23 protein-coding genes and 1 other RNA gene are annotated in these 24,689 nt (G+C 52.4%); 8 read left to right on the top strand and 16 right to left on the bottom strand.

The features are described 5' to 3' along the window. Window positions 1–149: 149 nt before the first annotated feature. On the bottom strand, window positions 150–770 hold the full coding sequence (rlmE, locus tag AC27K1_RS13645; protein WP_395179740.1) for a 23S rRNA (uridine(2552)-2'-O)-methyltransferase RlmE: 621 nt from the start codon (window positions 768–770) through the stop codon (window positions 150–152). A gap of 202 nt (window positions 771–972) precedes the next feature. Here rlmE and AC27K1_RS13640 point away from each other — a divergent pair, with 202 nt between their 5' ends. Continuing rightward, window positions 973–1,281: a YhbY family RNA-binding protein gene (locus AC27K1_RS13640; protein ID WP_487151293.1), complete on the top strand. Its 309-nt coding sequence runs from the start codon at window positions 973–975 to the stop codon at window positions 1,279–1,281. 37 nt (window positions 1,282–1,318) lie between these two features. Here AC27K1_RS13640 and AC27K1_RS13635 read toward each other — a convergent pair whose 3' ends face one another. The 5 genes from AC27K1_RS13635 to dapB all read right to left on the bottom strand — a co-directional run bounded on the left by AC27K1_RS13635 (window position 1,319) and on the right by dapB (window position 7,761). Continuing rightward, complete coding sequence (locus AC27K1_RS13635) at window positions 1,319–1,729, bottom strand: hypothetical protein (protein ID WP_487151292.1); 411 nt, start codon at window positions 1,727–1,729, stop codon at window positions 1,319–1,321. Window positions 1,730–1,791: 62 nt separating this feature from the next. Then, window positions 1,792–2,268 carry a transcription elongation factor GreA gene (gene greA / locus AC27K1_RS13630; RefSeq protein WP_487151291.1) on the bottom strand — a complete coding sequence of 159 codons (477 nt, stop codon included), beginning with the start codon at window positions 2,266–2,268 and terminating at the stop codon, window positions 1,792–1,794. Continuing rightward, window positions 2,265–5,486 (bottom strand): carbamoyl-phosphate synthase large subunit, encoded by a 3,222-nt coding sequence (gene carB / locus AC27K1_RS13625; RefSeq protein ID WP_487151289.1) that lies wholly within the window; start codon window positions 5,484–5,486, stop codon window positions 2,265–2,267. The genes greA and carB overlap by 4 nt, the downstream gene beginning before the upstream one ends. Window positions 5,487–5,564: 78 nt before the next feature. Next, window positions 5,565–6,695, bottom strand: a complete 1,131-nt coding sequence (carA, locus tag AC27K1_RS13620; RefSeq protein WP_487151288.1) for a glutamine-hydrolyzing carbamoyl-phosphate synthase small subunit — start codon at window positions 6,693–6,695, stop codon at window positions 5,565–5,567. 262 nt (window positions 6,696–6,957) lie between these two features. Then, window positions 6,958–7,761 carry a 4-hydroxy-tetrahydrodipicolinate reductase gene (dapB, locus tag AC27K1_RS13615; RefSeq protein ID WP_487151286.1) on the bottom strand — a complete coding sequence of 268 codons (804 nt, stop codon included), beginning with the start codon at window positions 7,759–7,761 and terminating at the stop codon, window positions 6,958–6,960. A gap of 130 nt (window positions 7,762–7,891) precedes the next feature. On the opposite strand from dapB, the gene pdxY reads away from it, so the two are divergent. Beyond that, window positions 7,892–8,758, top strand: coding sequence for a pyridoxal kinase PdxY (pdxY, locus tag AC27K1_RS13610; protein WP_487151285.1), 867 nt, complete (start codon window positions 7,892–7,894; stop codon window positions 8,756–8,758). Window positions 8,759–8,768: 10 nt separating this feature from the next. Here the strand turns inward: pdxY and AC27K1_RS13605 are convergent, their stop codons facing one another. The 4 genes from AC27K1_RS13605 to grpE form a co-directional block, all read right to left on the bottom strand. Next, a complete protein-coding gene (locus AC27K1_RS13605) occupies window positions 8,769–9,653 on the bottom strand; it encodes a hypothetical protein (protein ID WP_487151283.1) in 885 nt (294 codons plus the stop codon). Window positions 9,654–9,825: 172 nt separating this feature from the next. Further along, complete coding sequence (gene dnaJ / locus AC27K1_RS13600) at window positions 9,826–10,965, bottom strand: molecular chaperone DnaJ (protein WP_487151282.1); 1,140 nt, start codon at window positions 10,963–10,965, stop codon at window positions 9,826–9,828. 200 nt (window positions 10,966–11,165) lie between these two features. Beyond that, entirely contained in the window at window positions 11,166–13,100 is a 1,935-nt protein-coding gene (gene dnaK, locus AC27K1_RS13595; protein WP_487151281.1) for a molecular chaperone DnaK, read from the bottom strand. A gap of 275 nt (window positions 13,101–13,375) precedes the next feature. Beyond that, entirely contained in the window at window positions 13,376–13,996 is a 621-nt protein-coding gene (gene grpE, locus AC27K1_RS13590; RefSeq protein ID WP_487151280.1) for a nucleotide exchange factor GrpE, read from the bottom strand. 244 nt (window positions 13,997–14,240) lie between these two features. Between grpE and recN the strand changes: the two genes are divergently transcribed. The 3 genes from recN (at window position 14,241) to AC27K1_RS13575 (ending at window position 17,921) form a co-directional block, all read left to right on the top strand. Beyond that, a complete protein-coding gene (gene recN / locus AC27K1_RS13585) occupies window positions 14,241–15,932 on the top strand; it encodes a DNA repair protein RecN (RefSeq protein ID WP_487151279.1) in 1,692 nt (563 codons plus the stop codon). A gap of 261 nt (window positions 15,933–16,193) precedes the next feature. Then, window positions 16,194–16,754: a J domain-containing protein gene (locus tag AC27K1_RS13580; protein ID WP_487151278.1), complete on the top strand. Its 561-nt coding sequence runs from the start codon at window positions 16,194–16,196 to the stop codon at window positions 16,752–16,754. A 483-nt stretch (window positions 16,755–17,237) separates the two neighbouring features. Continuing rightward, the gene (locus tag AC27K1_RS13575) at window positions 17,238–17,921 is read left to right on the top strand and encodes a J domain-containing protein (RefSeq protein ID WP_487151276.1); all 684 of its coding nucleotides are present in this window, start codon (window positions 17,238–17,240) and stop codon (window positions 17,919–17,921) included. A gap of 114 nt (window positions 17,922–18,035) precedes the next feature. Here the strand turns inward: AC27K1_RS13575 and AC27K1_RS13570 are convergent, their stop codons facing one another. Both AC27K1_RS13570 and fur read right to left on the bottom strand, forming a co-directional pair. After that, complete coding sequence (locus tag AC27K1_RS13570; RefSeq protein ID WP_487151275.1) at window positions 18,036–18,521, bottom strand: hypothetical protein; 486 nt, start codon at window positions 18,519–18,521, stop codon at window positions 18,036–18,038. Window positions 18,522–18,779: 258 nt separating this feature from the next. Next, window positions 18,780–19,187, bottom strand: a complete 408-nt coding sequence (gene fur / locus AC27K1_RS13565) for a ferric iron uptake transcriptional regulator (RefSeq protein ID WP_487151273.1) — start codon at window positions 19,185–19,187, stop codon at window positions 18,780–18,782. 84 nt (window positions 19,188–19,271) lie between these two features. Between fur and AC27K1_RS13560 the strand changes: the two genes are divergently transcribed. Next, window positions 19,272–19,721, top strand: a complete 450-nt coding sequence (locus AC27K1_RS13560; protein ID WP_487151271.1) for an outer membrane protein assembly factor BamE — start codon at window positions 19,272–19,274, stop codon at window positions 19,719–19,721. Between the two features lie 76 nt (window positions 19,722–19,797). Here the strand turns inward: AC27K1_RS13560 and AC27K1_RS13555 are convergent, their stop codons facing one another. Genes AC27K1_RS13555 through AC27K1_RS13545 form a run of 3 tightly spaced genes read right to left on the bottom strand, consistent with a single transcriptional unit; the run spans window position 19,798 to window position 21,946 of the window. Beyond that, window positions 19,798–20,133, bottom strand: a complete 336-nt coding sequence (locus tag AC27K1_RS13555) for an RnfH family protein (RefSeq protein ID WP_487151270.1) — start codon at window positions 20,131–20,133, stop codon at window positions 19,798–19,800. Next, window positions 20,126–20,557 (bottom strand): type II toxin-antitoxin system RatA family toxin, encoded by a 432-nt coding sequence (locus AC27K1_RS13550; RefSeq protein WP_487151268.1) that lies wholly within the window; start codon window positions 20,555–20,557, stop codon window positions 20,126–20,128. Before AC27K1_RS13550 ends, AC27K1_RS13555 begins: the two co-directional genes overlap by 8 nt. Window positions 20,558–20,572: 15 nt before the next feature. Next, on the bottom strand, window positions 20,573–21,946 hold the full coding sequence (locus AC27K1_RS13545) for a sodium-dependent transporter (RefSeq protein WP_487151266.1): 1,374 nt from the start codon (window positions 21,944–21,946) through the stop codon (window positions 20,573–20,575). A gap of 371 nt (window positions 21,947–22,317) precedes the next feature. On the opposite strand from AC27K1_RS13545, the gene smpB reads away from it, so the two are divergent. Continuing rightward, on the top strand, window positions 22,318–22,800 hold the full coding sequence (smpB, locus tag AC27K1_RS13540; RefSeq protein ID WP_487151264.1) for an SsrA-binding protein SmpB: 483 nt from the start codon (window positions 22,318–22,320) through the stop codon (window positions 22,798–22,800). A gap of 78 nt (window positions 22,801–22,878) precedes the next feature. After that, window positions 22,879–23,280: a transfer-messenger RNA gene (gene ssrA / locus AC27K1_RS13535) on the top strand. Between the two features lie 96 nt (window positions 23,281–23,376). Here the strand turns inward: ssrA and AC27K1_RS13530 are convergent. Beyond that, window positions 23,377–24,465: an AMP-binding protein gene (locus AC27K1_RS13530; RefSeq protein WP_487151263.1), complete on the bottom strand. Its 1,089-nt coding sequence runs from the start codon at window positions 24,463–24,465 to the stop codon at window positions 23,377–23,379. Window positions 24,466–24,689 lie beyond the last annotated feature (224 nt).

Here is a 24,689-nt window from a genome sequence, read left to right as displayed (position 1 = left end):
TCAGAGCGCTCAGGACGTAGCGCGATTCTCATTGTACGCGGTTATACTACCGGGACGCTACAACTAAACCTTACTACAGAATGCCTGCCTTAGACAGCATCCGGGCTATTGCCAACAGCTATACCCCAGATAGTCCTGCTCTATCGATTTCAGCCCCGGAAATCCCTGCCTAACAGGTAGGTTTCACGGGAACGTGCCCTTGAAGCCAGCGGCTTGCGGGTCATCACCTTGCCAAAGGATCCACGCATGGCACGGAGATATTCATCAAATCCCTCGCCGTGGAAAATCTTGGTCAGAAATGCCCCACCCGGTTTCAATGTCTGAATTGCGAGATCCAGCGCCAGTTCCGCAAGATACATGGCTTTTGGCTGGTCAACGGCCTTCATACCACTCATATTGGGGGCCATATCGGAAATTACAAGGTCTATGCCGGAAGATCCTGTCTCTGCCAGAATCGCCTGCAATACCGCATCTTCGGTGAAATCGCCCTGAACAAATGCCACGCCGGCAATCGGGTTCATCGGCAGAATATCCGATGCCACGACCCGGCCATGATCACCCACCCGCTCAACAGCCACCTGGGTCCAACCGCCGGGCGCTGCGCCAAGGTCAACCACGTTCATGCCGGGGCGAAACAGACGATCCTTATCATCAATTTCCAGCAGCTTATAACTGGCCCGGGAGCGATAGCCGTCTTTCTGGGACTGCTGGACAAACTGGTCGTCAAAGTGCTCCTTGAGCCAACGACCACTGCTTTTGGATCTTGCCATAGATAACGAACTAAGAAGGGAGTATTTAACAGGAGCGCTATTCTAGAGCCAACGACGACGAATGTTAACCAAAAAGGAAGTCCTGACTAACATGGGTTATCCCTTAGCGCCTCACCGCAAGTTGCATTACCGGGCACGACCAGTACAATGCGGCGTCCCGCGGGGCACCCCGCACCCAGACAGTCAAGTGAGATAAACGCGCATGCTATCCTCCGAACGCAAACGCAGCTTCCGGGCCATCGGCCACAACCTGAAGCCGGTTGTTATCGTTGCCGACAACGGCATTACCGAAGGCGTGGTTGAAGAAACCCGACGCGCCCTGGACGACCACGAACTGATCAAAGTGAAGTTCGCCATTGGTGACCGCGACGCCAGACGCGCTGTCATTGCCGAACTCTGCGGCATCAGCAAAGCAGAACTGGTTCAGACCATCGGCAAGATCGCCCTGATCTACAAGGCAGCCAAAGAACCGTCTCCCCGGTTGTCCAATATTCTTCGTCAGCAAGGCTGATATTTTTAAGGCAACTTCCTGCCACGGATGACAGGAATCAGCCTTGCTCCCCTCGCAGGTGCTGGACGGAATAAATCACCACAAACACGGCCAGCAATGCGATAACTGCCAGGAACACATCAATCATGGCAGGCAGATAAACAAGACCGATAAAACCCATCGCCTGTGCAGCCATGACAGCAATCAGCAGTTTTTCATAGGCATGCCGTAACGCCTTGAATCCACGTTCAGCCAGACAAAACGCCAGCACAATCCCGGTACACACGAGCGCCAGACCAATCATTACCTGGCTCAACATGATCACGATATCCGGATACTTTCCACCGGCCTGCACCAACACCGGATTCACCAGATAAGCCACTATCCAGATACCACCGCACCAAAGCGTCTGCAGCAGCATCAGCGTAATGCCCGACAAACGGATAAAGGACGCCTGCTTCTGAACCATAAAACCACCTTTTTCCGGATAAAAAAAAGCTGCCTGAACGGCAGCTTTTTACAGCGAAGTGATCAGATATGTTTCACTTCATCAATTTCATATTCCACACTGCCTTTAGGCGTCTGGACGACGGCAACATCGCCTTCTTCCTTACCAATCAGCGCGCGGGCAATGGGAGACGACACAGAAATCTTGCCTTCCTTGATGTCCGCTTCGTCTTCGCCAACGATCTTGTACACAGCCTCTTCATTCGTGCTGGTATTGATCAGCGAAACCGTCACACCAAAAATGACCTTGCCGGTATTTTCGATGGTGGTGATATCAATCACCTGCGCGTTAGACAGCTTACCTTCCAGTTCCTGAACGCGGCCTTCGTTAAAGCTCTGCTGCTCCCGGGCAGCGTGGTATTCAGCATTCTCTTTCAAGTCACCCAGTTCACGGGCTTCAGCGATCGCCTCCGCGATACGGGCCCGATCCCCTGTTTTACGGCGGTGCAATTCCTCGCGGAGAGCCTGTTCACTCTCCACGGTCATGGGAAAACGCTTCATCCAGCAATACCCTTATGTAAATCCTGTAGACGTCTGACACTTTTTTCCGGCCCAAAGCAGATGGCCTGGGCTATCGCCTCGGCACCCGCCATCGTGGTGGTATAGAGGACCTTGTGTGTGAGTGCGGATCGCCGAATTGTATAAGAATCGGCTATCGCCTGGCGACCCTCTGTAGTATTAACCACTAGGGAGATTTCGCCATTCACGATCATGTCTACAAGATGAGGACGTCCTTCCTTGACCTTGTTCACCACGGTCACAGGAATGCCTTCCTCTTTAAGGACTGCCGCCGTTCCACGGGTGGCCAGCAAATCAAATCCTGCCGCCAGCAGTACGCGTGCAACCGCAGGCGCCAAAGGCTTATCCCGCTCGCGAACACTGAGAATCGCCCGGCCGCCACTCGGCAAAGCCATCTTCACCGCCAGCTGTGCTTTCGCATACGCTTCCGGGAACGACTCACCAACACCCATGACTTCACCAGTGGATTTCATTTCCGGCCCAAGAATGGGATCCACACTCGGGAACTTGTTAAACGGGAAGACGGCTTCTTTCACGTACCAGGTATCAGGAATAATCTCTTTCTCAAAGCCAAGCTCTTTCAGTGTTTTCCCGGCCATGACACGCGCCGCCACCTTGGCCAGTGACAGCCCGATACACTTGGAGACAAACGGCACGGTCCGTGACGCCCGCGGATTGACTTCGATGACATAAATCTCATCATCCTGAATGGCCAGCTGGACGTTCATCAGACCCACAACCCCCAGCTCCAGCGCCATACTGCGCACCTGCTCACGGATCTGATCCTGAACCGATTCACCCAAACTGTACGACGGCAAAGAGCAGGCGGAATCACCGGAATGAATACCGGCCTGTTCGATATGCTGCATGATCGCACCGATAACGACCTGCTCACCATCACAGACCGCATCCACGTCCACTTCGACCGCGTGGGTCAGGAAATAGTCCAGCAGCACCGGGCTTTCGTTAGAAACCTGAACCGCTTCATTCATATACCGCGCCAGATCTTCTTTCGCATTGACGATTTCCATGGCACGACCACCCAGTACATAGGATGGACGCACCACCAGCGGATAACCGATTTCCTCAGCCTTGAGCATCGCTTCATCCACACTGCGAACCGTCGCATTCGGTGGCTGCTTGAGACCCAGCTTCTGGATCATCTGCTGGAAACGCTCCCGATCTTCGGCCCGGTCAATCGCTTCCGGAGACGTACCGATAATCGACACACCGGCGGCTTCCAGTGCACGAGCCAGCTTCAGTGGCGTCTGGCCACCGTACTGGACAATCACACCGGCCGGCTTTTCCACATCAACAATAGCCAACACATCTTCCAGTGTTACCGGCTCGAAATAGAGTCGATCTGAGGTGTCATAGTCTGTGGAAACGGTTTCGGGGTTGCAGTTGACCATGATGGTTTCATAGCCATCTTCCCGCATAGCCAACGCTGCATGAACGCAGCAGTAGTCAAACTCGATCCCCTGCCCGATCCGGTTTGGCCCACCACCAATGACCATGATTTTCTGGCGTTCGGACGGCGCTGCCTCACACTCCTCGTCATAGGAGGAATACATGTAGGCCGTCGATGAGGCAAACTCCGCAGCACAAGTGTCCACCCGTTTGAAAACCGGATGGATATTCTGTGACTGTCGATATTCACGGAATTCACGTTCGCTAACATTCAGCAATGTCGCCAGACGAGCATCACTGAAGCCTTTGCGCTTGAGACGGTAAACCCGATCGGCATCCAGAGCGCTCAACGATGTTCCGGCCAGCGCCCGCTCCTCCCGAACCAGATCTTCAATCTGCACCAGGAACCAGCGATCAATCGCTGTCAGGTCAAAGACATCATCCAGAGAAAACCCAGCCCTGAACGCATCAGCCACATACCAGATACGCTCGGCCCGCGGCGTCACCAGCCCTTCACGGATACGCTCAGGCGCATCAGCATCATCAATATTCAGCTGTGGATCAAAGCCATCGGAACCCACTTCCAGCCCCCGCAGCGCTTTCTGCACGGATTCCTGGAAATTCCGACCAATCGCCATCACCTCGCCGACAGATTTCATCTGCGTCGTCAGCCGGTCATCCGCCTGCGGGAACTTCTCGAAGGCGAACCGCGGGATTTTAGTGACAACGTAATCAATTGCCGGCTCAAAAGAGGCAGGCGTCACACCACCGGTAATATCATTCTGCAATTCATCCAGCGTATAACCGATCGCCAGCTTCGCAGCGACCTTGGCAATCGGAAAACCGGTCGCCTTGGAGGCCAGCGCGGAGGAACGGGAAACCCGTGGGTTCATTTCGATCACCACCATTCGGCCATCTTCCGGATTGATACCGAACTGAACGTTGGAACCGCCGGTTTCCACACCAATCTCACGTAATACCGCCAGGGAAGCATTCCTCATGATCTGGTATTCCTTATCCGTCAGGGTCTGCGCCGGTGCGACAGTAATTGAGTCACCGGTGTGTACGCCCATAGGGTCGAAATTCTCAATCGCACAGACGATGATGCAGTTGTCATTACGATCCCGTACCACTTCCATTTCATACTCTTTCCAGCCGATCAGTGATTCATCAATCAGCAGTTCAGAGGTTGGAGAAAGGTCGAGACCGCGTTCACAAATTTCTTCGAATTCTTCGCGGTTATACGCAATACCGCCACCGGCACCGCCCATCGTGAACGAGGGACGGATAATACAGGGGAAGCCCAGCTTACTGACCACCTGCAGCGCCTCATCCATGGAATGAGCAATACCGGACCGTGGCGTTTCCAGACCGATATTCTTCATGGCCTTGTCGAACAGATCCCGGTCTTCCGCCTTGTCGATGGTCGCAGCATCAGCGCCAATCATTTCGACGCCATACTTTTCTAGCACACCCTTATGATGAAGATCGAGGGCACAGTTCAGCGCCGTCTGCCCACCCATAGTGGGGATCAGAACATCCGGACGTTCTTTCTCAATGATTTTCTCAACCGTTTCCCAGCGGATAGGCTCAATGTAAGTCGCATCCGCCATCGCCGGGTCGGTCATAATGGTGGCCGGGTTGGAATTAACGAGAATGACCCGATACCCCTCTTCCTTCAACGCCTTGCAGGCCTGGGCACCGGAATAGTCGAACTCACAGGCCTGGCCAATCACAATCGGGCCGGCGCCTAGGATCAGTATGCTCTGGATGTCTGTACGCTTGGGCATGGTATTCTTCTGAATTCTTGCTGGTTGCCAAAGGCCGGGGTCACCGGCCTCCACCTGATAACGCGTGGTAAAACGGGTTTATCGTCGTTCCGCCATCATGGTGACAAAGCGGTCGAACAGTGGCGCTACATCATTGGGGCCAGGGCTCGCCTCCGGATGTCCCTGGAAGCTGAAGGCGGGCCGGTCCGTACGCTCAATCCCCTGCAGCGAGCCATCGAACAGGGATTTGTGCGTGGGTTTGAGATGGCCCGGCAGACTCTCTTCTGACACAGCAAACCCATGGTTCTGACTGGTGATCATCACTACTCCGGTAGACAAATCCTGCACCGGATGGTTCGCACCGTGATGTCCGAACTTCATTTTTTCTGTTGCAGCACCACTGGCCAGCGCCAGCAACTGATGCCCCAGGCAGATGCCGAATACCGGAATATCCGTTTTCAGAATGGCCTGAATGGCCTCAATCGCATAATCGCAGGGTTCCGGATCCCCGGGGCCATTGGAGAGGAAGACGCCATCCGGATTCATGGCCAGAACGTCGGCAGCGGATGTTTCGGCAGGCACCACGGTCAACCGACAGCCACGAGCTGCCAGCATACGCAGGATATTACGCTTCACTCCGAAGTCATAAGCCACCACATGGTAATCCGCATGGGATTGGTCAGGATGGCTGTCCGTATCCAGCTGCCAGACGGACTGAATCCATGGATAGCTTGCATCGGTGGTTACTTCCTTCGCCAGATCCATCCCTTTAAGACCGGGGAACTGGCCGGCCAGCTCAAGCGCCCGCTCGGCTGTCGCCGTATTACCAGCAATGATACAACCGTTCTGGGCACCTTTTTCCCGAAGGATTCGGGTCAGCCGACGGGTATCAATATCCGCGATGGCAACGATATTGCGTTCTTTCAGGTACTCATCAAGTGGCTGCTGGTTACGCCAGTTGCTGGCAAGCAGCGGTAAGTCCCGGATGACCAAACCGGCTGCCCAGACCTGCGACGCTTCTTCGTCTTCAGGGGTCGTGCCGGTATTGCCAATATGGGGATAGGTAAGAGTAACGATTTGTCGAGCGTAAGAAGGGTCGGTAAGAATTTCCTGATATCCGGTCATGGCGGTATTGAATACCACCTCACCACTGGTTTCACCATCTGCGCCAATGGCAACCCCCTGGAAAATACTTCCGTCCTCCAGGGCGAGAATGGCTGGTCTGCTCAAGGCGTCCTCCCCGTACTGACTGCTTATTTGCTGCACTGTTATTCTGGTCGTAAAAAAGCGAGATGCAACCAAGTTCCATCTCGCTTTTTCATGAACACTGCCCAAAATGCGTTTTTTTCTTCCCCGGGGCGGGCGTCCTGATCCAACCCGGCGCAAATTTTCAGCATCCTACCAGAAGCTTGGCCTGATAGCTATAAATACCTACTCAATTTCAGCAAAACACTAACCAGCCCGTAAGTATCACTGATACTGCAGCTGACGACTAACGCAGACCCAGCACATCCTGCATATCAAACAGACCGTGTTTTTTATCTGCCAGCCAGGCGGCTGCCCTTACGGCACCACGGGCGAAGGTCATCCGACTGCTGGCCTTGTGAGTAATTTCGACTCGCTCGCCTTCAGCGGCAAACATCACTGTGTGCTCACCCACAATATCGCCCGCCCGAACCGTGGCAAACCCTATGGTATTGCGATCACGGGCACCGGTCTGACCTTCACGACCGTAGACGGCACAGGTTTTCAAATCCCGCCCCAGGGTTTCTGCAACCACTTCACCCATTCTCAACGCGGTACCGGATGGTGCATCCACCTTATGACGGTGGTGAGCTTCAATGACTTCGATATCAACATCATCCCCCAGCACCTTCGCCGCCATTTCCAGCAGCTTGAACACCAGGTTCACACCAACACCCATGTTAGGCGCAAATACCACAGCGATGGTTTCAGCCGCTTCCTTGAGTGATTGCTTCTGTGCATCGGTTAACCCGGTCGTACCGATGACAATCCCTTTGCCATGCCCACGGCACAGGGCAACGTTTTCCAACGTGTAATCCGGCGCAGTGAAATCAATGACCACATCAAAATCCGCCACATGGGCAGATAAGTCTGACGCCAAAGTTACACCCACTTTTCCAATACCGGCCAGTTCACCGGCATCCGCTCCGATCAGCGAACTATCCGGACGATCAATAGCAACGGTCAGTTTGACACCCTCAGTCTGATGCAGCGCGGCAACCAGTGTTTTTCCCATACGACCGGCGGCACCAACTACAGCAACGTTTGTCATGTCTCTGCCTCTTATTGATCTATGCAGTTGAAAGGCAAGGAGTCTAACCGCTACAGTGCAAACAGCAACCCCGCGCACCGTATTACCCGAGCCTGCGCGATGTTTTACACCCGTAACAAGCAGTTCATTCATGAATATTCTGTCGATACAGTCCCACGTCGCCTACGGCCATGCCGGCAACAGCTCTGCGATTTTCCCGCTCCAGCGTATGGGACTTGAGGTCTGGCCGGTGCATACCGTGATGTTTTCCAATCACACCGGTCATGGCGCCTGGCGTGGCCCTGTGATTGCCGCGGAAACCGTTCGTGATGTCATCACCGGCATTGAAGAACGTGGCGTGCTACCTAACTGCAACGCTGTGCTGTCTGGCTATATGGGATCGGCAGATATCGGCGATGTCATTCTGGAAGCGGTGGAGAAAGTCAAAGCCGCCAACCCTGAAGCGATCTACTGCTGCGACCCGGTGATTGGCGATTATGGCCGGGGGGTTTTTGTTCGTGAGGGGATTCCCGAGTTCTTCCGGGATAATGTCATTACCCACGCCGACATTCTGACCCCCAACCAGTTCGAACTGGAATTACTGACGGGCCAGACTGTCACAGATCTCGATAGCGCCCTTTCCGCCGCTCACGCCCTGAGGGAAACCGGTGCTGATATTATTCTTGTCACCAGCCTTGAACGGGAAAACACGGATCCGACCAAGATTGAAATGATGGCGGTCAGCAGTGAAGGCGCCTGGCTGGTCGAAACACCGAAACTGGTATTCCCGATTCCTCTCAACGGTTCTGGTGACGCCACCACTGCACTCTTTCTGGCCCATTATCTCAAGCACCGAAATGTCCGTTCCGCTTTGGAGCATATCGCCGGTGCCATCTACGCCCTGTTTGAAACCACATGGCGTGCCGAAAGCCGGGAGCTGATGCTGATTGCTGCCCAGGACTTCCTGGTTTCACCACCCAAGACATTTACCGCCGTCAGCGTGTCGGATATCCGCTAAATCAAACCATTCAGCGGACGAGGTCTGGTTGATCTCGAACAGAAATATTGCATGGATAGGTGCCGGTATCCTCACCGGCACAAGCCTGGTCGACGGGCGGCAAAGAAAAACCATCATCTGAAGCAAAACGTCCGTCCGGATGATCTTCCAGCCAGACATGAATCATTTCTGGCGTCCGGTTGGTCAGCACGCCTGACGGGCACACCCCATCACTATCTGGCAAGGCAAGACCGAACTCCTTTTCTGGCAGATGATCGGGAAAGCAAAAATTAAAGTTAAATATATGGTAATGCCATTGTGTCAGGGCGCCGCCGGGCTGGGGACCGGAAAGGTCTATATCACAGGATTCACAGGTGGCCAGAAACATGGCACCAATTAAACGCTTACCGCTGTAAATAAGCACTTCCGGGCGTTCAGGATCCATTATCTGTTCATCATACAAATACTCTTTCTTTGCATAATGCCCGGGAAGATACCAGGAAAAGCCATCGCGTATTGCCTGATCAAAATTGTGCCAACCGCGCTGACCCACAGTATCTCGCACCTGATCCACGAGATGGGCTGCCGCATTCTGCTGCGTTGTACTAATTGCCTGCCCCTCAAAACGGTTCACTTCATAAATCCCTTCATCTCCATCCACAAGAAAATGTGGCTGGTTCAGGTTAACCGGTAGATTGGCCCACTGGCCGGCATTTGGATTGGCTGAGCACATAAACACCGTGTCCGTGGAAACACTGGAGAGATGCTGATCCTGCGCCGGTGGGCCTGCATTCAGGCTTAACCAACGGCTGACACCCACCGTCAGCAAAAAGACAGAGACAAATAACACAAACGCTTGCAGCAAGAACCGCTTGGCAGGCGACAAATCGTTGAAAAAGGCAGGCATGCTCGGCATATTGCAGACACTTTGTCTGTTAGACCCTGTAGTACTTCTTCGCTTAATCCTGCCAATACTTGAGCATTCCCCATCACATACCTGAGCCTACTAACGCGCTGGTGCCAGCCCCATCACAGAACAAAAAAGGCCGACATATCTGTCGGCCTTTTTTTGTGAGATCACTGATAGATCAAGAGGTCATATTATCGAAGAACTTTTTGACGCCTTCGAAGAATGACTTTTTCTGAGGCGAGTGATTATTGCTTTCATCCTCAAAAGACTTCTGCAGCTGCTGGAGCAAGTCTTTCTGGTGCGAGGTCAGGTTAACCGGTGTTTCCACCATCACCTTGCAGATCAGATCGCCGACGCTACCACCACGTACCGGTGGAACGCCTTTGCCACGCATACGGAACATCTTGCCGGTCTGGGTTTCCGGTGGAATCTTCAGCTTAACCTTGCCGTCCAGCGTCGGGACTTCCAGCTCGCCACCCAGGGCCGCATCAATGATGGATATCGGCACTTCGCAGTAGAGGTGCTTGCCGTCACGCTGGAAAATCGGATGCTCACGCACTTCCATCTGAACGTACAGGTCACCTGCCGGGCCACCGTTGACGCCAGCTTCACCTTCACCAGACAGACGAATTCTGTCGCCGGTATCCACACCCGCCGGGACTTTCACAGACAGCGTCTTGTATTCCCGGATACGGCCTTCGCCGTGACAGTCAGTGCAGGGATCCTTGATCACCTGGCCGGAACCATGACACTCAGGGCAGGTTTGCTGAACGGTGAAGAAACCCTGCTGCATCCGGACCTGACCATGACCACCACAGGTGGTACAGGTTACCGGGGAGCTGCCTTTCTTCGCACCGGAACCGTGACAGGTGTTACATTCCACCAGGGTAGGGATACGGATTTTCTTGGTGGTACCGCGAACAGCTTCTTCCAGGTCCAGATCCAGCGAATAACGAAGATCAGCACCGCGCTGCACACTGGAACGTCCACGTCCACCGCCGCCTGCGCCACCGAAGATATCCCCGAATACATCACCGAAGATATCACTGAAATTACCAAAGCCACCGGCACCGGCGCCTGCCCCCATATTGGGATCAACGCCCGCATGGCCATACTGGTCATAAGCCGCACGCTTTTGAGGATCAGACAGGATCTCGAAAGCCTCGTTCACTTCCTTGAACTTCTCTTCCGCTTCCTTATCGCCGGTATTACGATCCGGATGGAACTTCATCGCCATGCGGCGATACGCCTTCTTGATCTCTTTGTCGCCGACGTCCCGGGAAACCCCGAGCACCTCATAGTAATCTCTTTTGGACATAACCACTCAACCTGGTGCCTGCTGCGCGTCGCAGAGCCTGTACTTCAGAATTTATCCAGCCTGACCTGCGCCGCCATGACTGCTGTTCAATAAACAACAACGCGGGACAAAAGCCCGCGTTGCCGTATGGTATTTCGCCACAAAACCAGCCCGTTACCGGACTGGTCTTGCTGATGGCGCTCTGCATGCAGCAGGCGGACTTACTTTTTCTCGTCCTTGACTTCTTCAAACTCAGCATCGACAACGTCGTCGTCTTTCTTGCTGTCGCCCTGAGCCTGCTCAGCGCCTTCGCCCTGGGCAGCCTGCTCGGCGTACATCTTCTGTGCCAGAGACGCAGATGCCTGACTCAGTGCGTTGGTTTTCTCTTCGATCAGCGCCTTGTCGTCGCCCTTGATCGCTTCTTCCAGTTCCTTGGCAGCGTTTTCAATGGCGGTCTTCTCTTCTTCAGTCGCCTTGTCTCCGGCTTCCTGAACAGTCTTGCGGGTGGCGTGGATCAGACCGTCCGCAGTGTTACGCACCTGCGCCAGCTCTTCGAACTTACGGTCTTCCTCGGCATTTGCCTCGGCATCCTTGACCATTTTTTCGATTTCTTCATCGCTCAGACCGGAAGAGGCCTTGATCACGATGGACTGCTCCTTACCAGTCGCCTTGTCCTTCGCGGACACGTTCAGGATACCGTTGGCATCCAGGTCGAAGGAGACTTCAATCTGCGGCATGCCACGAGGCGAGGGAGGAATATCAGACAGGTTAAACTGCCCCAGAGACTTGTTGTCGCCGGAACGCTTACGCTCGCCCTGCAGAACGTGAATAGTTACCGCGCTCTGGTTGTCTTCTGCTGTAGAGAACACCTGGGACTTCTTGGTCGGAATGGTGGTGTTCTTCTCGATCAGCGGAGTCATCACACCGCCCATGGTTTCGATACCCAGGGTCAGCGGGGTCACGTCCAGCAGCAGGACGTCGGTACGGTCACCGGACAGTACGCCACCCTGCAGTGCGGCGCCCATGGCCACGGCTTCGTCAGGGTTAACGTCCTTACGGGCTTCCTTACCGAAGAACTCAGCCACTTTCTGCTGAACCATCGGCATACGGGTCTGACCACCGACCAGGATAACTTCGTCAATGCTGGACAGGTCCAGCTCCGCATCCTTAACCGCCTGACGGCAAGGCTCCAGAGAGCGTGCAACCAGGTCTTCTACCAGGGATTCCAGCTTGGCACGGGTCACTTTGACATTCAGGTGCTTGGGACCGGTAGCATCGGCAGTAACGTAAGGCAGGTTGACGTCAGTCTGCTGGGCAGAAGACAGTTCAATCTTCGCCTTCTCAGCGGCTTCTTTCAGACGCTGCATCGCCAGCGGGTCGCCTTTCAGGTCGATACCCTGCTCTTTCTTGAACTCTTCCGCCAGATAGTTGATCAGGCGCATGTCGAAATCTTCACCGCCCAGGAAAGTGTCACCGTTGGTGGACAGTACTTCAAACTGGTGCTCGCCATCGACGTCAGCGATTTCGATGATGGAAATATCGAAAGTACCACCACCCAGGTCGTATACAGCGATGGTCTGGTCACCGGCTTTCTTGTCGATACCGTAAGCCAGTGCGGCCGCAGTCGGCTCGTTGATGATCCGCTTGACTTCCAGACCGGCAATACGGCCAGCGTCTTTGGTCGCCTGACGCTGTGCGTCGTTGAAGTAAGCCGGAACGGTGATGACAGCCTCGGTAACCTTATCACCCAGGTAGTCTTCTGCGGTCTTCTTCATCTTCTTCAGGATCTCGGCAGAGATCTGGGGCGGTGCCATTTTCTGGCCCTTGGCTTCGATCCAGGCGTCACCGTTGTCTGCCTTGATGATCTTGTAAGGCACCATTTCGATGTCTTTCTGCACTTCGGCGTCTTCAAAACGACGACCGATCAGACGCTTGATCGCATACAGGGTGTTATCCGGGTTCGTCACTGCCTGACGCTTGGCCGGCATACCCACCAGGGTTTCGCCATCATTGGTGTAAGCGATGATAGAAGGCGTGGTACGGGCGCCCTCAGCGTTTTCGATAACCTTGACCTGACCACCGTCCATCACCGCCACACAGGAGTTGGTGGTACCCAGGTCGATGCCGATTATTCTGCCTTTGCTGTTATTGCTCATTGAAAACCCTCTCTCATCACTTCGCCTTCGCGAAGGTCTGAATCATCTAATTACAAATACTGTGAATCCATGGCACGCTGCCATGCCAGCCCGGTCTCAGCGTGTCTCACCGATCAATTTACCGTCGCATCCCGGGACGCGTCAGACTGACCTTACACCCGGTTACTGGCCTCTTGCTTTGCTATATGGGAACCGTCTGTCATCATTTCAAGGCTTAATTTCAAATCTCTTTGATCAACCGATAAAACAGACAGATCCCCAGACATTTCAGTCGTTTAAACCGCCGCAGGTGCCTTAGCGACCACCACCATAGCGGGGCGAATCAGGCGGCCATTCAGGGTGTAGCCTTTCTGGAACACATTCAGTACGGAACCCGGCTCCTGGTCAGGGCTTTCAACCTGGCTCACGGCCTGATGCAGATCGTGATTGAAGGGTTCGCCGACCGGATTAACCTGTTCAACACTGAATTTCTTCAGGGTATCCAGGAAGAGTTTCAAGGTCAGCTCCATGCCTTCTTTCATCGCCTCGTGACTGCCTTCAGCGGCATCCGCGCTTTCCAGCCCACGCTCCAGGCTATCAACGACCGGCAGAAGTTCTTCTGCGAACTTTTTCAGGCCAAACTTGTGTGCATTTTCTACATCCTGCTGCGCACGACGCTTCACGTTCTGGGTATCAGCATGCATACGCAGCACCTGGTCCTGCGCCTTGGCCAGCTCTTCCTGTGCCTTGGCCAGTTCAGCCTGCAGTGCGCCCAGGGAAACCTCGCCCTTGCCTTCTTCAACGGCTTCAGCCCCTTCTACCGGGCCAGTCTTTTGATCGTCTGCAGCGGTCTGAGCCTGAACCTGCTCCTCTGCTTCAGATGGGGTTTGCTCAGTTTTGATATCGTCTTCCGCCATTTCGAATCTCCGACTCAATTAGTTGACTGCACGTGTCAGTGAAATCTGGTAATGCATCGCGATATGGGGGCACTTTGTGACGATTCAAGGCACAGGCTGAAAAGAAGAAACAATTGCGGGCCAACACTAACAACCCCGTTATTCAGACTAACAAAGCGAATCTCAGGAAAAATGGAGTACACGGCTTGCGCCCCACAAAAAATACTGTATAAATATTCAGGAATAACCCTGCGGACACGCTGCGATGCTCACTCATCTGTCTATCAGTAACTACGCCATCGTTGACCAGCTCGACCTGGACCTTGCCCAGGGCATGACCGTTATTACCGGCGAAACCGGCGCCGGCAAATCCATCATGCTTGACGCCCTGGGACTCGCCATTGGCGACCGGGCAGAACCTGACAGTGTCCGCACCGGCAGCGAACGTGCCGATATCCGCGCCACCTTTGATCTTGCCCAGTGCCCCGATGCGCAGGCCTGGCTGAAGTCCCGCGAGCTGGATGCCGGTGAAGAGTGCATCCTGCGCCGCACCATCACCCGTGAAGGACGCAGCCGTGGCTACATCAATGGCACCCCTTCCCCACTGGCAGATTTGCGCCAAATCGGCGAAATGCTGCTGGATATCCATAGCCAGCATGAACACCAGTCGTTACTGAAACCGGCTACTCATCGCCGACTACTGGATGGTTACGCAGGCAGTAGCGAGCTGGCCACAACAGTCAGCCAGATCTGGCGGCAATGGCACCATTGCCATACCCGGATTCAAACACTCAGAAACGCCAGCGAAGAACAAAGCGCCCGCCTTCAACTTCTGAGCTATCAAGTAGAAGAGCTGGAACAACTGAACCTGGGCAAAGATGAACTGGAACAACTGGAACAAGAACAGAAGCAACTAGCCAACGCCACCAGCTCTATTCAGGCTTGCGATCAGGTCCTGACCCTCTGCGTGGAAGATGACAACAGCAATATCGTGCACCAGCTCAGCGCCTGCCAGAACCTGCTCGCTGAATTGAATCTGGACAGCAAGCCCATACAGGACGCTATCGAACTGATCTGCTCTGCGCAGATTCAGGTTGAAGAATGCTGTAATGAATTGCGTCATTTCATGGATCGGTTTGACGATGACCCCGAGCGCTTGCCGGAAATAGAAAAGCGCCTGTCCACCATCTATTCACTGGCCCGAAAACATCATATTCAGCCATCTGAACTGCACGACCTGTATACGGAACTACAGGAAGAACTGACATCTCTACAAAGTAGCGATGACCAGATTGAGCAGCTTCAGGAAGAACTCGAACTGCTGGAAAAACAGTACAAAGTGACAACGGACAAGTTATCCGTTAAACGCCAGAAAGGCGCATTGAAACTGGCCAAAGCGGTTATCCGGCACATACGGGATCTCGGCATGCCAGCCGGCGAATTCAAAGTGGAGCTATCCACGGTCAATGGTGAATTCCGCCCACATGGCAATGAAGACATCCAGTTTCTTGTTACCAGCAACCCCGGCATGCCTGCCAGACCATTACACAAGGTGGCGTCAGGTGGTGAACTGTCACGTATCAGTTTGGCAATACAGGTGATTACCGCCAAAAGCTGCCAGATCCCTACACTGGTGTTTGACGAAGTGGATGTCGGTATCGGTGGCGGTACAGCAGAAATCGTGGGTCGCCTGTTACGGGAACTGGGCAGCCATGGTCAGGTACTCTGTGTGACACACCAGCCGCAGGTTGCTTCACAGGGTCATCAGCACCTGCATGTTTCCAAGCAGCACAGCAAAGCGACAACACGTACTCAGATCAACAATCTACAGGAAGAACATCGCACCCGGGAAATCGCCCGTATGCTAGGCGGCGTCACCATGACGGAACAAACCATTGCTCACGCGCGGGAAATGATTGGCAGAGCCCAGGGGTCACCTTCAACCCCCACGACATAAAAAATGAACTTTTCAATGATTTTCGCATCTAAATTAGCAGCTACTGAACCATAGCATTTAACTATGGGAACAAAGCTCAGTGCAGATGTCTTAGACTGCAGGCGAATATTGGATAGACCTTCATTAAAAGACATCTGCTTGATAACAGTTGTTTTATCTGGATAGGGGTTCCTATAACAACCACCCATTCCATAGCGAGCGCCAGAACAGGAAGTTCTCTAACAGAAACCCAATAGTTCAATTGAACAAGGAGATAACAAGATGAGCATTCGTAATTTTAACCCTAACCTTAATAATTTATTTACCCAGACAAACAAACCTTTTAGTAAAAATATTTATAACCACATAAACACTTCCTCTACTGAAACAGTTCATTCTAAGAAAACCGGACAAGTCGTCACCGTATCGAATACAACAATTACAAACATGCCGCCCCATACTAATACAACATTCACAAACACGATTACAGGCGATCGCCAGTGCGTCATAGTCCCGGCAAAATCTGAGTACCGATACAACAAAATAAACAACAACATCAGGGATGAGATAATTAACAACTTCAGAACCCGATTTAACGAATGCAAATCCAGAGATGAAGCAACTGCCTATTATCGTAAAATGTCGCTCATTCACCATCCCGACAAAAACCCTGACAACCAGGCAGAAGCCACTATTATTTTCCAGACGCTATCTAATCTTTACAATGAACGCCTCAATAGTTTACCGCCCATGCCCAGCTATAAAGACCATTCCCACACATCCAATCTTCACCATGATCACCCGGATAGATCACCTTCTATTACAGTCAGGGTAACTGCTTAATAAAACCTGATAAAACCAGGAACTCAGAACTCTACAATCCGAAAACAAAAAGGTTCGTAGTAAGCTATGAAGCATATTTTTACCCGGACTTTTTACAGTGTTATCAGCCTGCCCCTTTCAACAGGGGCACTTCTTTAAACACCTGTTAAAAACAATCTCCTGTTTGTCATTGACAACCCGCATGGATTGGAAAGCGCCCCGGAAAAATCGAGACTGGCTACTCCAGCCGCCTGAAATCTAGCTGCAGTAGACTGCTACACATGCAGGATCACTTAGAACTAAACATATAAAACTTCCATAATCGCCTAACAAAATAAGTTATCAGACCTCATGCTTTAAATATGCGAATTTTGTGTTTGAACTTTTAAAAAAAGCACATATCCAATATTGTGAATGCAATTCGAACATAGACACAATACGGTAACAGTCAATTAACAACCGCCATAGCACCAACATCAAACTTTGATATCAAGGAGTTTTCACATGACCACATTGATCTTTACCCAGACCAATCACACCCCCCTGTTTTATGCCTCTTCTGTTGATACGAATACAGCGAAGATCGGATTCTCACAGATCATCAATGTAAACCCATACTACTTTAATTTCGATAGCCCCTACAAATTCTCAAACTGCAGACATCAATGCATCTTCAAACGTCCATGCGCAGAGGCTGCCCCCAAAACAAACAATTACACGGATAATTTTGACAGCCCTGCATCAACGCAATCCTTCCTTGCATTACTGATCTTGCTTGAGATCCTGAATAAATTTAAGCAAGAGGAAGATTTTACTGAAAACCGTGCCACCAATGGCAATACATATCCAAAAACAAACCCTAAAGACACTGGCTTCAAAACTGATGATGGCGGTACTGGCTTTTCAGATCATGACTACTTCTCATATGAAGACACAAACACGCACAACACACAGCCTCCGGAAGATACAGACACGGAAAAACCAACGACTCCCGAACACCTTAAAAGCTACGAAAAGGATTTCGAACAGGCATTCAGCGCCTGCCCAGATGAAACAGCATTGACAAAATGCTTCCGCAAGCTTTCCCTGAAATATCACCCTGACAAAAACCCTGAAAAGAAAGAAGAGGCCAACGAAATTTTCAAGTTATTGAACACAATCTATCAAGAACGTAAGAAAAACTTCTGAGAAATAACAGCGCTCTCCGGCTTAACCTTGTTAAGCAATGGGTGACAGGTATCGTTTTCAGGACTACTAAGACACCCGGTCGTCCTGAAAACGACACAACCGTGATGGACGAGACTAGCGATAGGAACCGGCTCCCTGTTTGAGGCTGGCGGTCGCAAGCCCCAAAAGCGCAGAGGTTATACCGGTCAGGTCGAACCGATGCTGTCCTGCCGCCTCATTGCTGACATCAACATAGTCAAACGTACCCTGCAGGCCCGACAGCGCAGCAATCAAATCGACGTCACCGGTTTTCATCACTATATGAGTATCTGTCCGACGCAGGACATGAAATCTTGTGCTGTACGACTTGTGACCCGGCAATGTGAAAATCAGCTCCGCCGTATCCTGGACACCAGGCCTTAACGGGAGCGTTATCACCAGAGACAGCCCCCCATCTTGCTCCTGCGCCACAAACATGGCCAATGTCGGTGTCACAATATTACCGGCAATCATCACATCGGGGAGCACATCCATGGCGCCATAGTTTCGCCAGTCACCCTGCGCTGCCGTTGCAATCAATGCAATACTGACGGCCAGTATCCCGGACTTTATCGATGACATGCTTTCACCGGATATTTATTTATTGATAGTCATCCATCAGGCAATAAAACGCCTTTATTGATGATAGCCCCATCATGCGATCATCTGTACTACCAGCTAAAGATAGATTAAGACAAACGGGAACATAAACAAGAGAACTGCGCGGTAAGCATACCGCCCCCAGAGGCACAGGAAGGTGGACAGGGCAAGGTTCGCCCGATTAGAACTCATTAATATATCGGGACCACCTCCGCAGTCCCGACAGCTTTTACGCTGGCTCTACTTGTTCTTCTTGGGCCTGACATAGAGCACCAGGTTATGGTCCACCAACTCGTAACCATGCTTTTCGGCAATATCCTTCTGGATACGCTCAATTTCCTGGTTGGTGAACTCAACGATTTTGCCGGTTTCCATACAGACCATGTGGTCATGATGCTCGCCCCGGGAGAGTTCAAAAACAGAGTGCCCGCCATCAAAGTTATGGCGCACCACCAGACCGGCTGACTCAAACTGGGTCAGTACGCGGTATACCGTTGCCAGACCGACATCGTCATCCGCCTCGATCAGCGCTTTATATACATCTTCAGCACTCATGTGGCGGTCTTCTGCGCTTTCCAGAATCTGCAGAATTTTTACGCGTGGCAGGGTCACTTTCAGCCCGGCTTTACGCAGCTCTTGATTTTCCAACTGAGTAATCCTTTATTTAACCCCTGAAAATGTATAAATTGTCATTATCTCATTTCCGTCGAAGATAGTGGAAGTCCCTGGACGATGCAAAAGTACCTGAAAATACCGGCCTTGACTATAACTGCAGCGTTAATGGGCGGTTGCTCCTGGTTTTCTGACGATAGCGATTTCAAGATGGTCAGCTTTCCCGGGGTCTACAAGATCAACATCCAGCAAGGCAACATCATCACGCAGGATATGATCAACCAGCTCAAACCTGGCATGACCCGCAGCCAGGTGGCCTATGTCATGGGCACCCCACTCCTGCCCGACAGCTTCGACAAGGATCGCTGGGACTATATCTACACCCTGCAGCCCGGCGGAAAACAGCGTACTCAGCAAACCCTGTCCCTCTTCTTCGACAATGACAAACTGACCCGTTTCAATGGTGATTTCCGTCCTGAGATCCACCAGGATGCCAGCGATCATGCACAAGGTGATGCCCAGAGTGCCGCAGAAACCCTCATGAAGGAACAGGCCGAAGATGGGCTTTAAACCAGAAGGCAAATATTTCTGGTTATAAAAAAGGAGGCTTTATGCCTCCCTTTTTATGTCATACAAAAATCTGATACTAATCAGACTGTTTGGCCAAACGCGCCTTTTCAGCACGACGCTTGCGGACTTCTTTCGGATCAGCAATCAGTGGGCGATAAATTTCCACCCGGTCGCCGCCTTGCAACGCCTGCTCACGAGGCTTGGCAACGGCTTTACCGAAAATGCCCATCTTGGCAGTTTCCAGGTCAATTTCCGGGAACTGCCCCACAATCCCTGACGCCTGTGCAGCATCATAGACTGTCGTACCCGCCGGAACGGTGACAGGAATAATGGCCTGCCGGTCAGGTCGGGCATAGGCGACTTCGACATGGATCTCAGAGACCGTGGTGGTCTGACTGGCGCTCTCAACCATACACTTCATCCGCCCGCTTACAGAAAGCATCAACCATGAGATTCGCAGCCTGATCCAGCACCTTGCCAACGGTAGACTTCAACACCGCATTATCCATATCAAACGTCAGGTCCAGCACGACTTTACAGGCGTTCTCCATAAGTGGCTTGAAATGCCAGACACCGGACAATGCAGTAAATGGCCCTTCAACCAGACGCATCTCAATGAACCGGTCGACCTCAAGCTTATTACGGGTCACAAAACTCTGGGTGACACCGCCCTTGCTGACATCCACACGGGCTTCCATCCAGTCATCACCCTGCCCCAGCACTTCTGCCCCGACACACCAGGGCAGAAATTGGGGATAGGCTTTCACATCATTCACCAGGTCATACATCGCGCTGGCAGAGTGCATGACCAGCGCAGACCGTTGAATCGTTTTCATCCGTGACAGCGTTCCTCAGGCAAAGGCCTTATAAAGGTTTGCAACAAAGATTATGAACACGCAGACCGGTGCAATCACCCGGCACAGCGCCCGCCAGAGGTTAAACCTGACCAGCGAGAGGTTCAACTCCTTGTACACCACGGAGCGCTTCATGATCCAACCGGCAAAGATGGCAATCAACAGCCCACCCAGCGGCAGCATGATATTGGCTGTCACAAAGTCCAGTAGTTCAAATACTGTCATGCCAAACAACTGATACTCTTCGCCGGACCACAGGTTGAATGAGAAAACGGTACCCATACCAATCAGCCACACCAGTGCACTGAACAATGACGTTGCCACCAGACGACTCATGGAAAAACGTTCAGTCGCCCATGCAACGGCCGGCTCAATCAGGGAGATCGAGGAACTCAGCGCCGCCAGACTCACTAACACGAAAAACAGGACACCGAACACCTGACCGCCCGGCATATGCCCAAAGGCTGTCGGCAGTGAAACAAACAGCAGCCCCGGACCTGCACCAGGCTCCATACCATTCGCAAAAACAATCGGGAAGATGGCAAGACCTGCAACCAGCGCCACAACCGTATCCAGCACCGCGACAGTGATAACTGTGCCGCCAATAGAAGCACTCTTTGGCATATAAGCGCCATAAGCCATGATCGCGCCCATACCCAGGCTCAGGGTAAAGAATGCGTGCCCCATCGCTGCAAGCACTGCTTCCCAGGTCAGCTTGCTGAAATCAAAAGAGAACAGAAAAGAGAAGCCACGACCAAACTGATCCGTCTCAACAATGCTGTAACCCAGCAACACAATCAGCAGGACAAACAACAACGGCATGATCACCCGCACACTGTTTTCCAACCCTTTGTGAATACCACGGGCAATCACCAGCGCTGTCAGCACCATGAAAATGGTATGCCAGAACGTCAATTGCGTTGGATCAGCCACCAGGGCATCAAAATGCGCGCCGACCTGCTCACCGCTGAGCCCCATCAGGTCACCGCTACCCATATCCCAGGTAAACGCCAGCGCCCAGCCGGCAATCACGCTATAAAAAGACAGAATCAGGAAACCGGCCAGAACCCCCATCCAGCCAACCAGCGACCAGCCTTTACCCGCATCGGATTCACGGGCCAGCTCCTTCATGGTGACTATCGGGCTGTGCCGCCCATGCCGCCCCAGCACCGTTTCCGCCATCATGATCGGAATGCCCACCAGCGCGATACAGACCAGGTAAACCAGGACAAATGCCCCGCCACCGTATTCGCCAGTGATAAACGGAAATTTCCAGATATTGCCAAGCCCGATGGCGGAACCCGCCGCTGCCAGAATAAAAGTCCATCGGTTGGCCCAGGTGCCGAGTGCTGCTGTTTTCTGATCGCCCATGTAAATCCTCGAACAGACGGTTACTGCGTTGCCTGTGAACAGTCGGGGCTGATGCCCTCTGAGAGTTGTGGTGAGCGTCCGATCAGCAAAATCCTGTCGCAACCCTTCGGGATTACCATCGGCTGCGGGCTCGTCTTGATACGGGGTTAATGCACCAGATCCGTCTACAGCAGCTACTACTGACGCGTTATCAGCCAGAGCCATGCAGATGAGGGAAACACTTCGCCGGACACTCAGGGCACATTCTAACGGCCTGCCTATAAGGTACAACCACTAAATCATTGCGCCTTACCGATAAAAGCAATTTTTCTGACACATTTCGTTCATCGGGATCATGGCTTTTATGGTTTCTGCACGTATAATTCCCCGCCATGGCAAAGAAACCCAAGAAAGCCGGTAGCGGCGACTCAACCATCGTAGTCAACAAAAAGGCCCGTCACGACTATCACATTGATGAGACGTTCGAGGCAGGCGTTACCCTGTCCGGCTGGGAAGTCAAAAGCCTCCGCCAGGGCAAGGTGCAGCTGGTTGACAGTTATGTACTCCTGAAAGACGGCGAGGCCTGGCTGATCGGCGCCTCTATTGTTCCGTTGCAAACGGCATCCACCCACGTGGTGGCCGACCCCCTGCGTGACCGCAAGCTGCTCTTGCACAGACGGGAACTGGCTCAGCTATTCAGCGCCACCCAGCAGAAAGGACACACCTGCATCTGCACCAAGATGTACTGGAAGAAACACCTGGTCAAGGTCCAGATTGCACTGGCCCGTGGCAAGAAAGAATTCGACAAGCGCGCCACTACCAAAGAGCGGGAGTGGAACATTGAGAAACAGCGCGTTATGCACAAAGGGAATTAAGCATTCAAAATCAATAGCTTAATAGTTATTGACTTTATGCCTGAGTTTTAGAGTAGAATACCAGCAAGGTTTCGATCCGGGGGCGATTTGGATTCGACGGCGGTAACGAAACCCGAGGTGCATGTCGAGGACGTAGTGGTTCTCGTTAATCAAAACACTACAAACCTTTTAGTTGCCACTAAGCAACCAATCAACGATTCTTGGGACGCAGCCATCGCTGCATAAACCCAAGTTTGCTGCTTAAAACCAGCAATCGTTCGATCTTCCCGGTTTGTCTGTTGACTGGGTTACTGATCGTCAAAGCAAACAGACTCGTCGTGAAGCCTGGTCTGGGGACTGATCGACTAAAACAGCACAGGCTCGTTCTGCTTCACCCCGACCGCTGGGTCGTTGCAGAATTAAATCAAAGGCGGATCTAAGCATGTAGAGCCAAGGGCGGAGTATCGGCGGACGCGGGTTCAATTCCCGCCGCCTCCACCAACACCAAAAACCGACGTTTTCAACGTCGGTTTTTTTATACCTAGAAAATAACTCGTCCAAGTGCTACCGACCTAATCGCTGACTTTTTTGCTGAGGTCAACCCACTACCGAGAGTGAACCCTGAGCAGATCGAAGTGGAATCGGCACAACACCCTGACCTGTCACAAGCGACTCAACCCCTGTCTCCTGACAGTCTTCCGGCAAAATAACCAGAGACCTGAGACAACCAAGATCCGCATTGATAAACAGACTACTTTTTTCTTCAAACTGACTGGCGATATCCGGCACTACCAGAGAAAAAGTGGCGCGCTCACTGATCAGGCACTCAATATAGCTTTCAGCATCCTGCGCCCCCGTCATAATCAGCCGGGCTCCTGAGGACAGCCAGTTAAAAAGAAATACCCCCGTCAGTATCGGCTCCTGACAAATATTGGGACACACCAGCACATCACCGTTCTGGATGTTTGCACGTCCTGCAATAAACGATGCAACACCCTGCCAATGATTGTGACTGCCCGGAACGATTTTCAGTCGGGCATCTTTGTGATCTTCTGACGTCACCACACAGGGGTGCAGGGTAAAATAATCATCAGGTGAAACGTGCGTATCGCCCAAATACTCCCCTAACTGAAGCAACTGCTCTTTTGTAAGATCATTCTCTGTCGTAAGTTTTGTGACGCCTGATTGTTCAGCTATATCCGCAGAAAAGGTGCACTGCACACAGTGCTCGGGCAAATCCGGAACGAACCTGCCCTGTTGATTGCCTGAACAGAATGCGTCATGAGCCAACGCTGCAACATCTGGCCCGATGGCAGCTAACAGCAGCCGCCATTCGGTTCGGGAAAACCCATCGGGAATTGTGCACGCAATGGCGCCCAGTCGCGCTATGGCTAACTTCAGAATGATGGTATTAGTGACACCAGCCATCTGAATGAGAACGACCCGGTGCTGTCGTACACCTGCCTGAAAAAGAGCAGCACTGACTCGTGTCACCGCATCCGCCAGCTGACGGTAACTGTAACGTACTGTCGATGCATTGTCTGATTGCCCATCTCCGTCGACCAACGCAATCCGTTCCGGATGTATCGCGACTGTACGACGGAACAGGGTATCCAGAGACTCCTCTTCTCCCCACATCCCGTATCGCTCATTAAACGCAATATACTCACGTCTGAAAGCTTGCATACCTGTTATCCTGTCATGGGCTGGAAGTTGGGATACGGATCAGTCAGGGGTTCGAAAACCACGCCAACAACATAAGACGGGATGGGAAAAACCACCAGAACAGGGAAACACAGAATCACACTGATCACGATGCAATCGCGATGCGCGCAGGTGAAAAGCCATCACTTGCCTGGCGTACAGGATACATGGTCTTTCCACTGTCAGCCCCTTGTTATCATTCTGTT

This window comes from Kistimonas ophiarachnellae (assembly GCF_057552235.1).
The sequence above is the reverse complement of the archived record's forward strand: the minus strand, read 5'-3'. Positions and strand labels throughout refer to the sequence as shown.

Coding starts and splice junctions, on each gene's coding strand:
- rlmE (WP_395179740.1), bottom strand. CDS start 770: ATGGCAAGATCCAAAAGCAGTGGTCGTTGGCTCAAGGAGCACTTTGAC.
- AC27K1_RS13640 (WP_487151293.1), top strand. CDS start 973: ATGCTATCCTCCGAACGCAAACGCAGCTTCCGGGCCATCGGCCACAAC.
- AC27K1_RS13635 (WP_487151292.1), bottom strand. CDS start 1,729: ATGGTTCAGAAGCAGGCGTCCTTTATCCGTTTGTCGGGCATTACGCTG.
- greA (WP_487151291.1), bottom strand. CDS start 2,268: ATGAAGCGTTTTCCCATGACCGTGGAGAGTGAACAGGCTCTCCGCGAG.
- carB (WP_487151289.1), bottom strand. CDS start 5,486: ATGCCCAAGCGTACAGACATCCAGAGCATACTGATCCTAGGCGCCGGC.
- dapB (WP_487151286.1), bottom strand. CDS start 7,761: ATGACAAACGTTGCTGTAGTTGGTGCCGCCGGTCGTATGGGAAAAACA.
- pdxY (WP_487151285.1), top strand. CDS start 7,892: ATGAATATTCTGTCGATACAGTCCCACGTCGCCTACGGCCATGCCGGC.
- AC27K1_RS13605 (WP_487151283.1), bottom strand. CDS start 9,653: ATGCCGAGCATGCCTGCCTTTTTCAACGATTTGTCGCCTGCCAAGCGG.
- dnaJ (WP_487151282.1), bottom strand. CDS start 10,965: ATGTCCAAAAGAGATTACTATGAGGTGCTCGGGGTTTCCCGGGACGTC.
- dnaK (WP_487151281.1), bottom strand. CDS start 13,100: ATGAGCAATAACAGCAAAGGCAGAATAATCGGCATCGACCTGGGTACC.
- grpE (WP_487151280.1), bottom strand. CDS start 13,996: ATGGCGGAAGACGATATCAAAACTGAGCAAACCCCATCTGAAGCAGAG.
- recN (WP_487151279.1), top strand. CDS start 14,241: ATGCTCACTCATCTGTCTATCAGTAACTACGCCATCGTTGACCAGCTC.
- AC27K1_RS13580 (WP_487151278.1), top strand. CDS start 16,194: ATGAGCATTCGTAATTTTAACCCTAACCTTAATAATTTATTTACCCAG.
- AC27K1_RS13575 (WP_487151276.1), top strand. CDS start 17,238: ATGACCACATTGATCTTTACCCAGACCAATCACACCCCCCTGTTTTAT.
- AC27K1_RS13570 (WP_487151275.1), bottom strand. CDS start 18,521: ATGTCATCGATAAAGTCCGGGATACTGGCCGTCAGTATTGCATTGATT.
- AC27K1_RS13560 (WP_487151271.1), top strand. CDS start 19,272: ATGCAAAAGTACCTGAAAATACCGGCCTTGACTATAACTGCAGCGTTA.
- AC27K1_RS13555 (WP_487151270.1), bottom strand. CDS start 20,133: ATGGTTGAGAGCGCCAGTCAGACCACCACGGTCTCTGAGATCCATGTC.
- AC27K1_RS13550 (WP_487151268.1), bottom strand. CDS start 20,557: ATGAAAACGATTCAACGGTCTGCGCTGGTCATGCACTCTGCCAGCGCG.
- AC27K1_RS13545 (WP_487151266.1), bottom strand. CDS start 21,946: ATGGGCGATCAGAAAACAGCAGCACTCGGCACCTGGGCCAACCGATGG.
- smpB (WP_487151264.1), top strand. CDS start 22,318: ATGGCAAAGAAACCCAAGAAAGCCGGTAGCGGCGACTCAACCATCGTA.
- AC27K1_RS13530 (WP_487151263.1), bottom strand. CDS start 24,465: ATGCAAGCTTTCAGACGTGAGTATATTGCGTTTAATGAGCGATACGGG.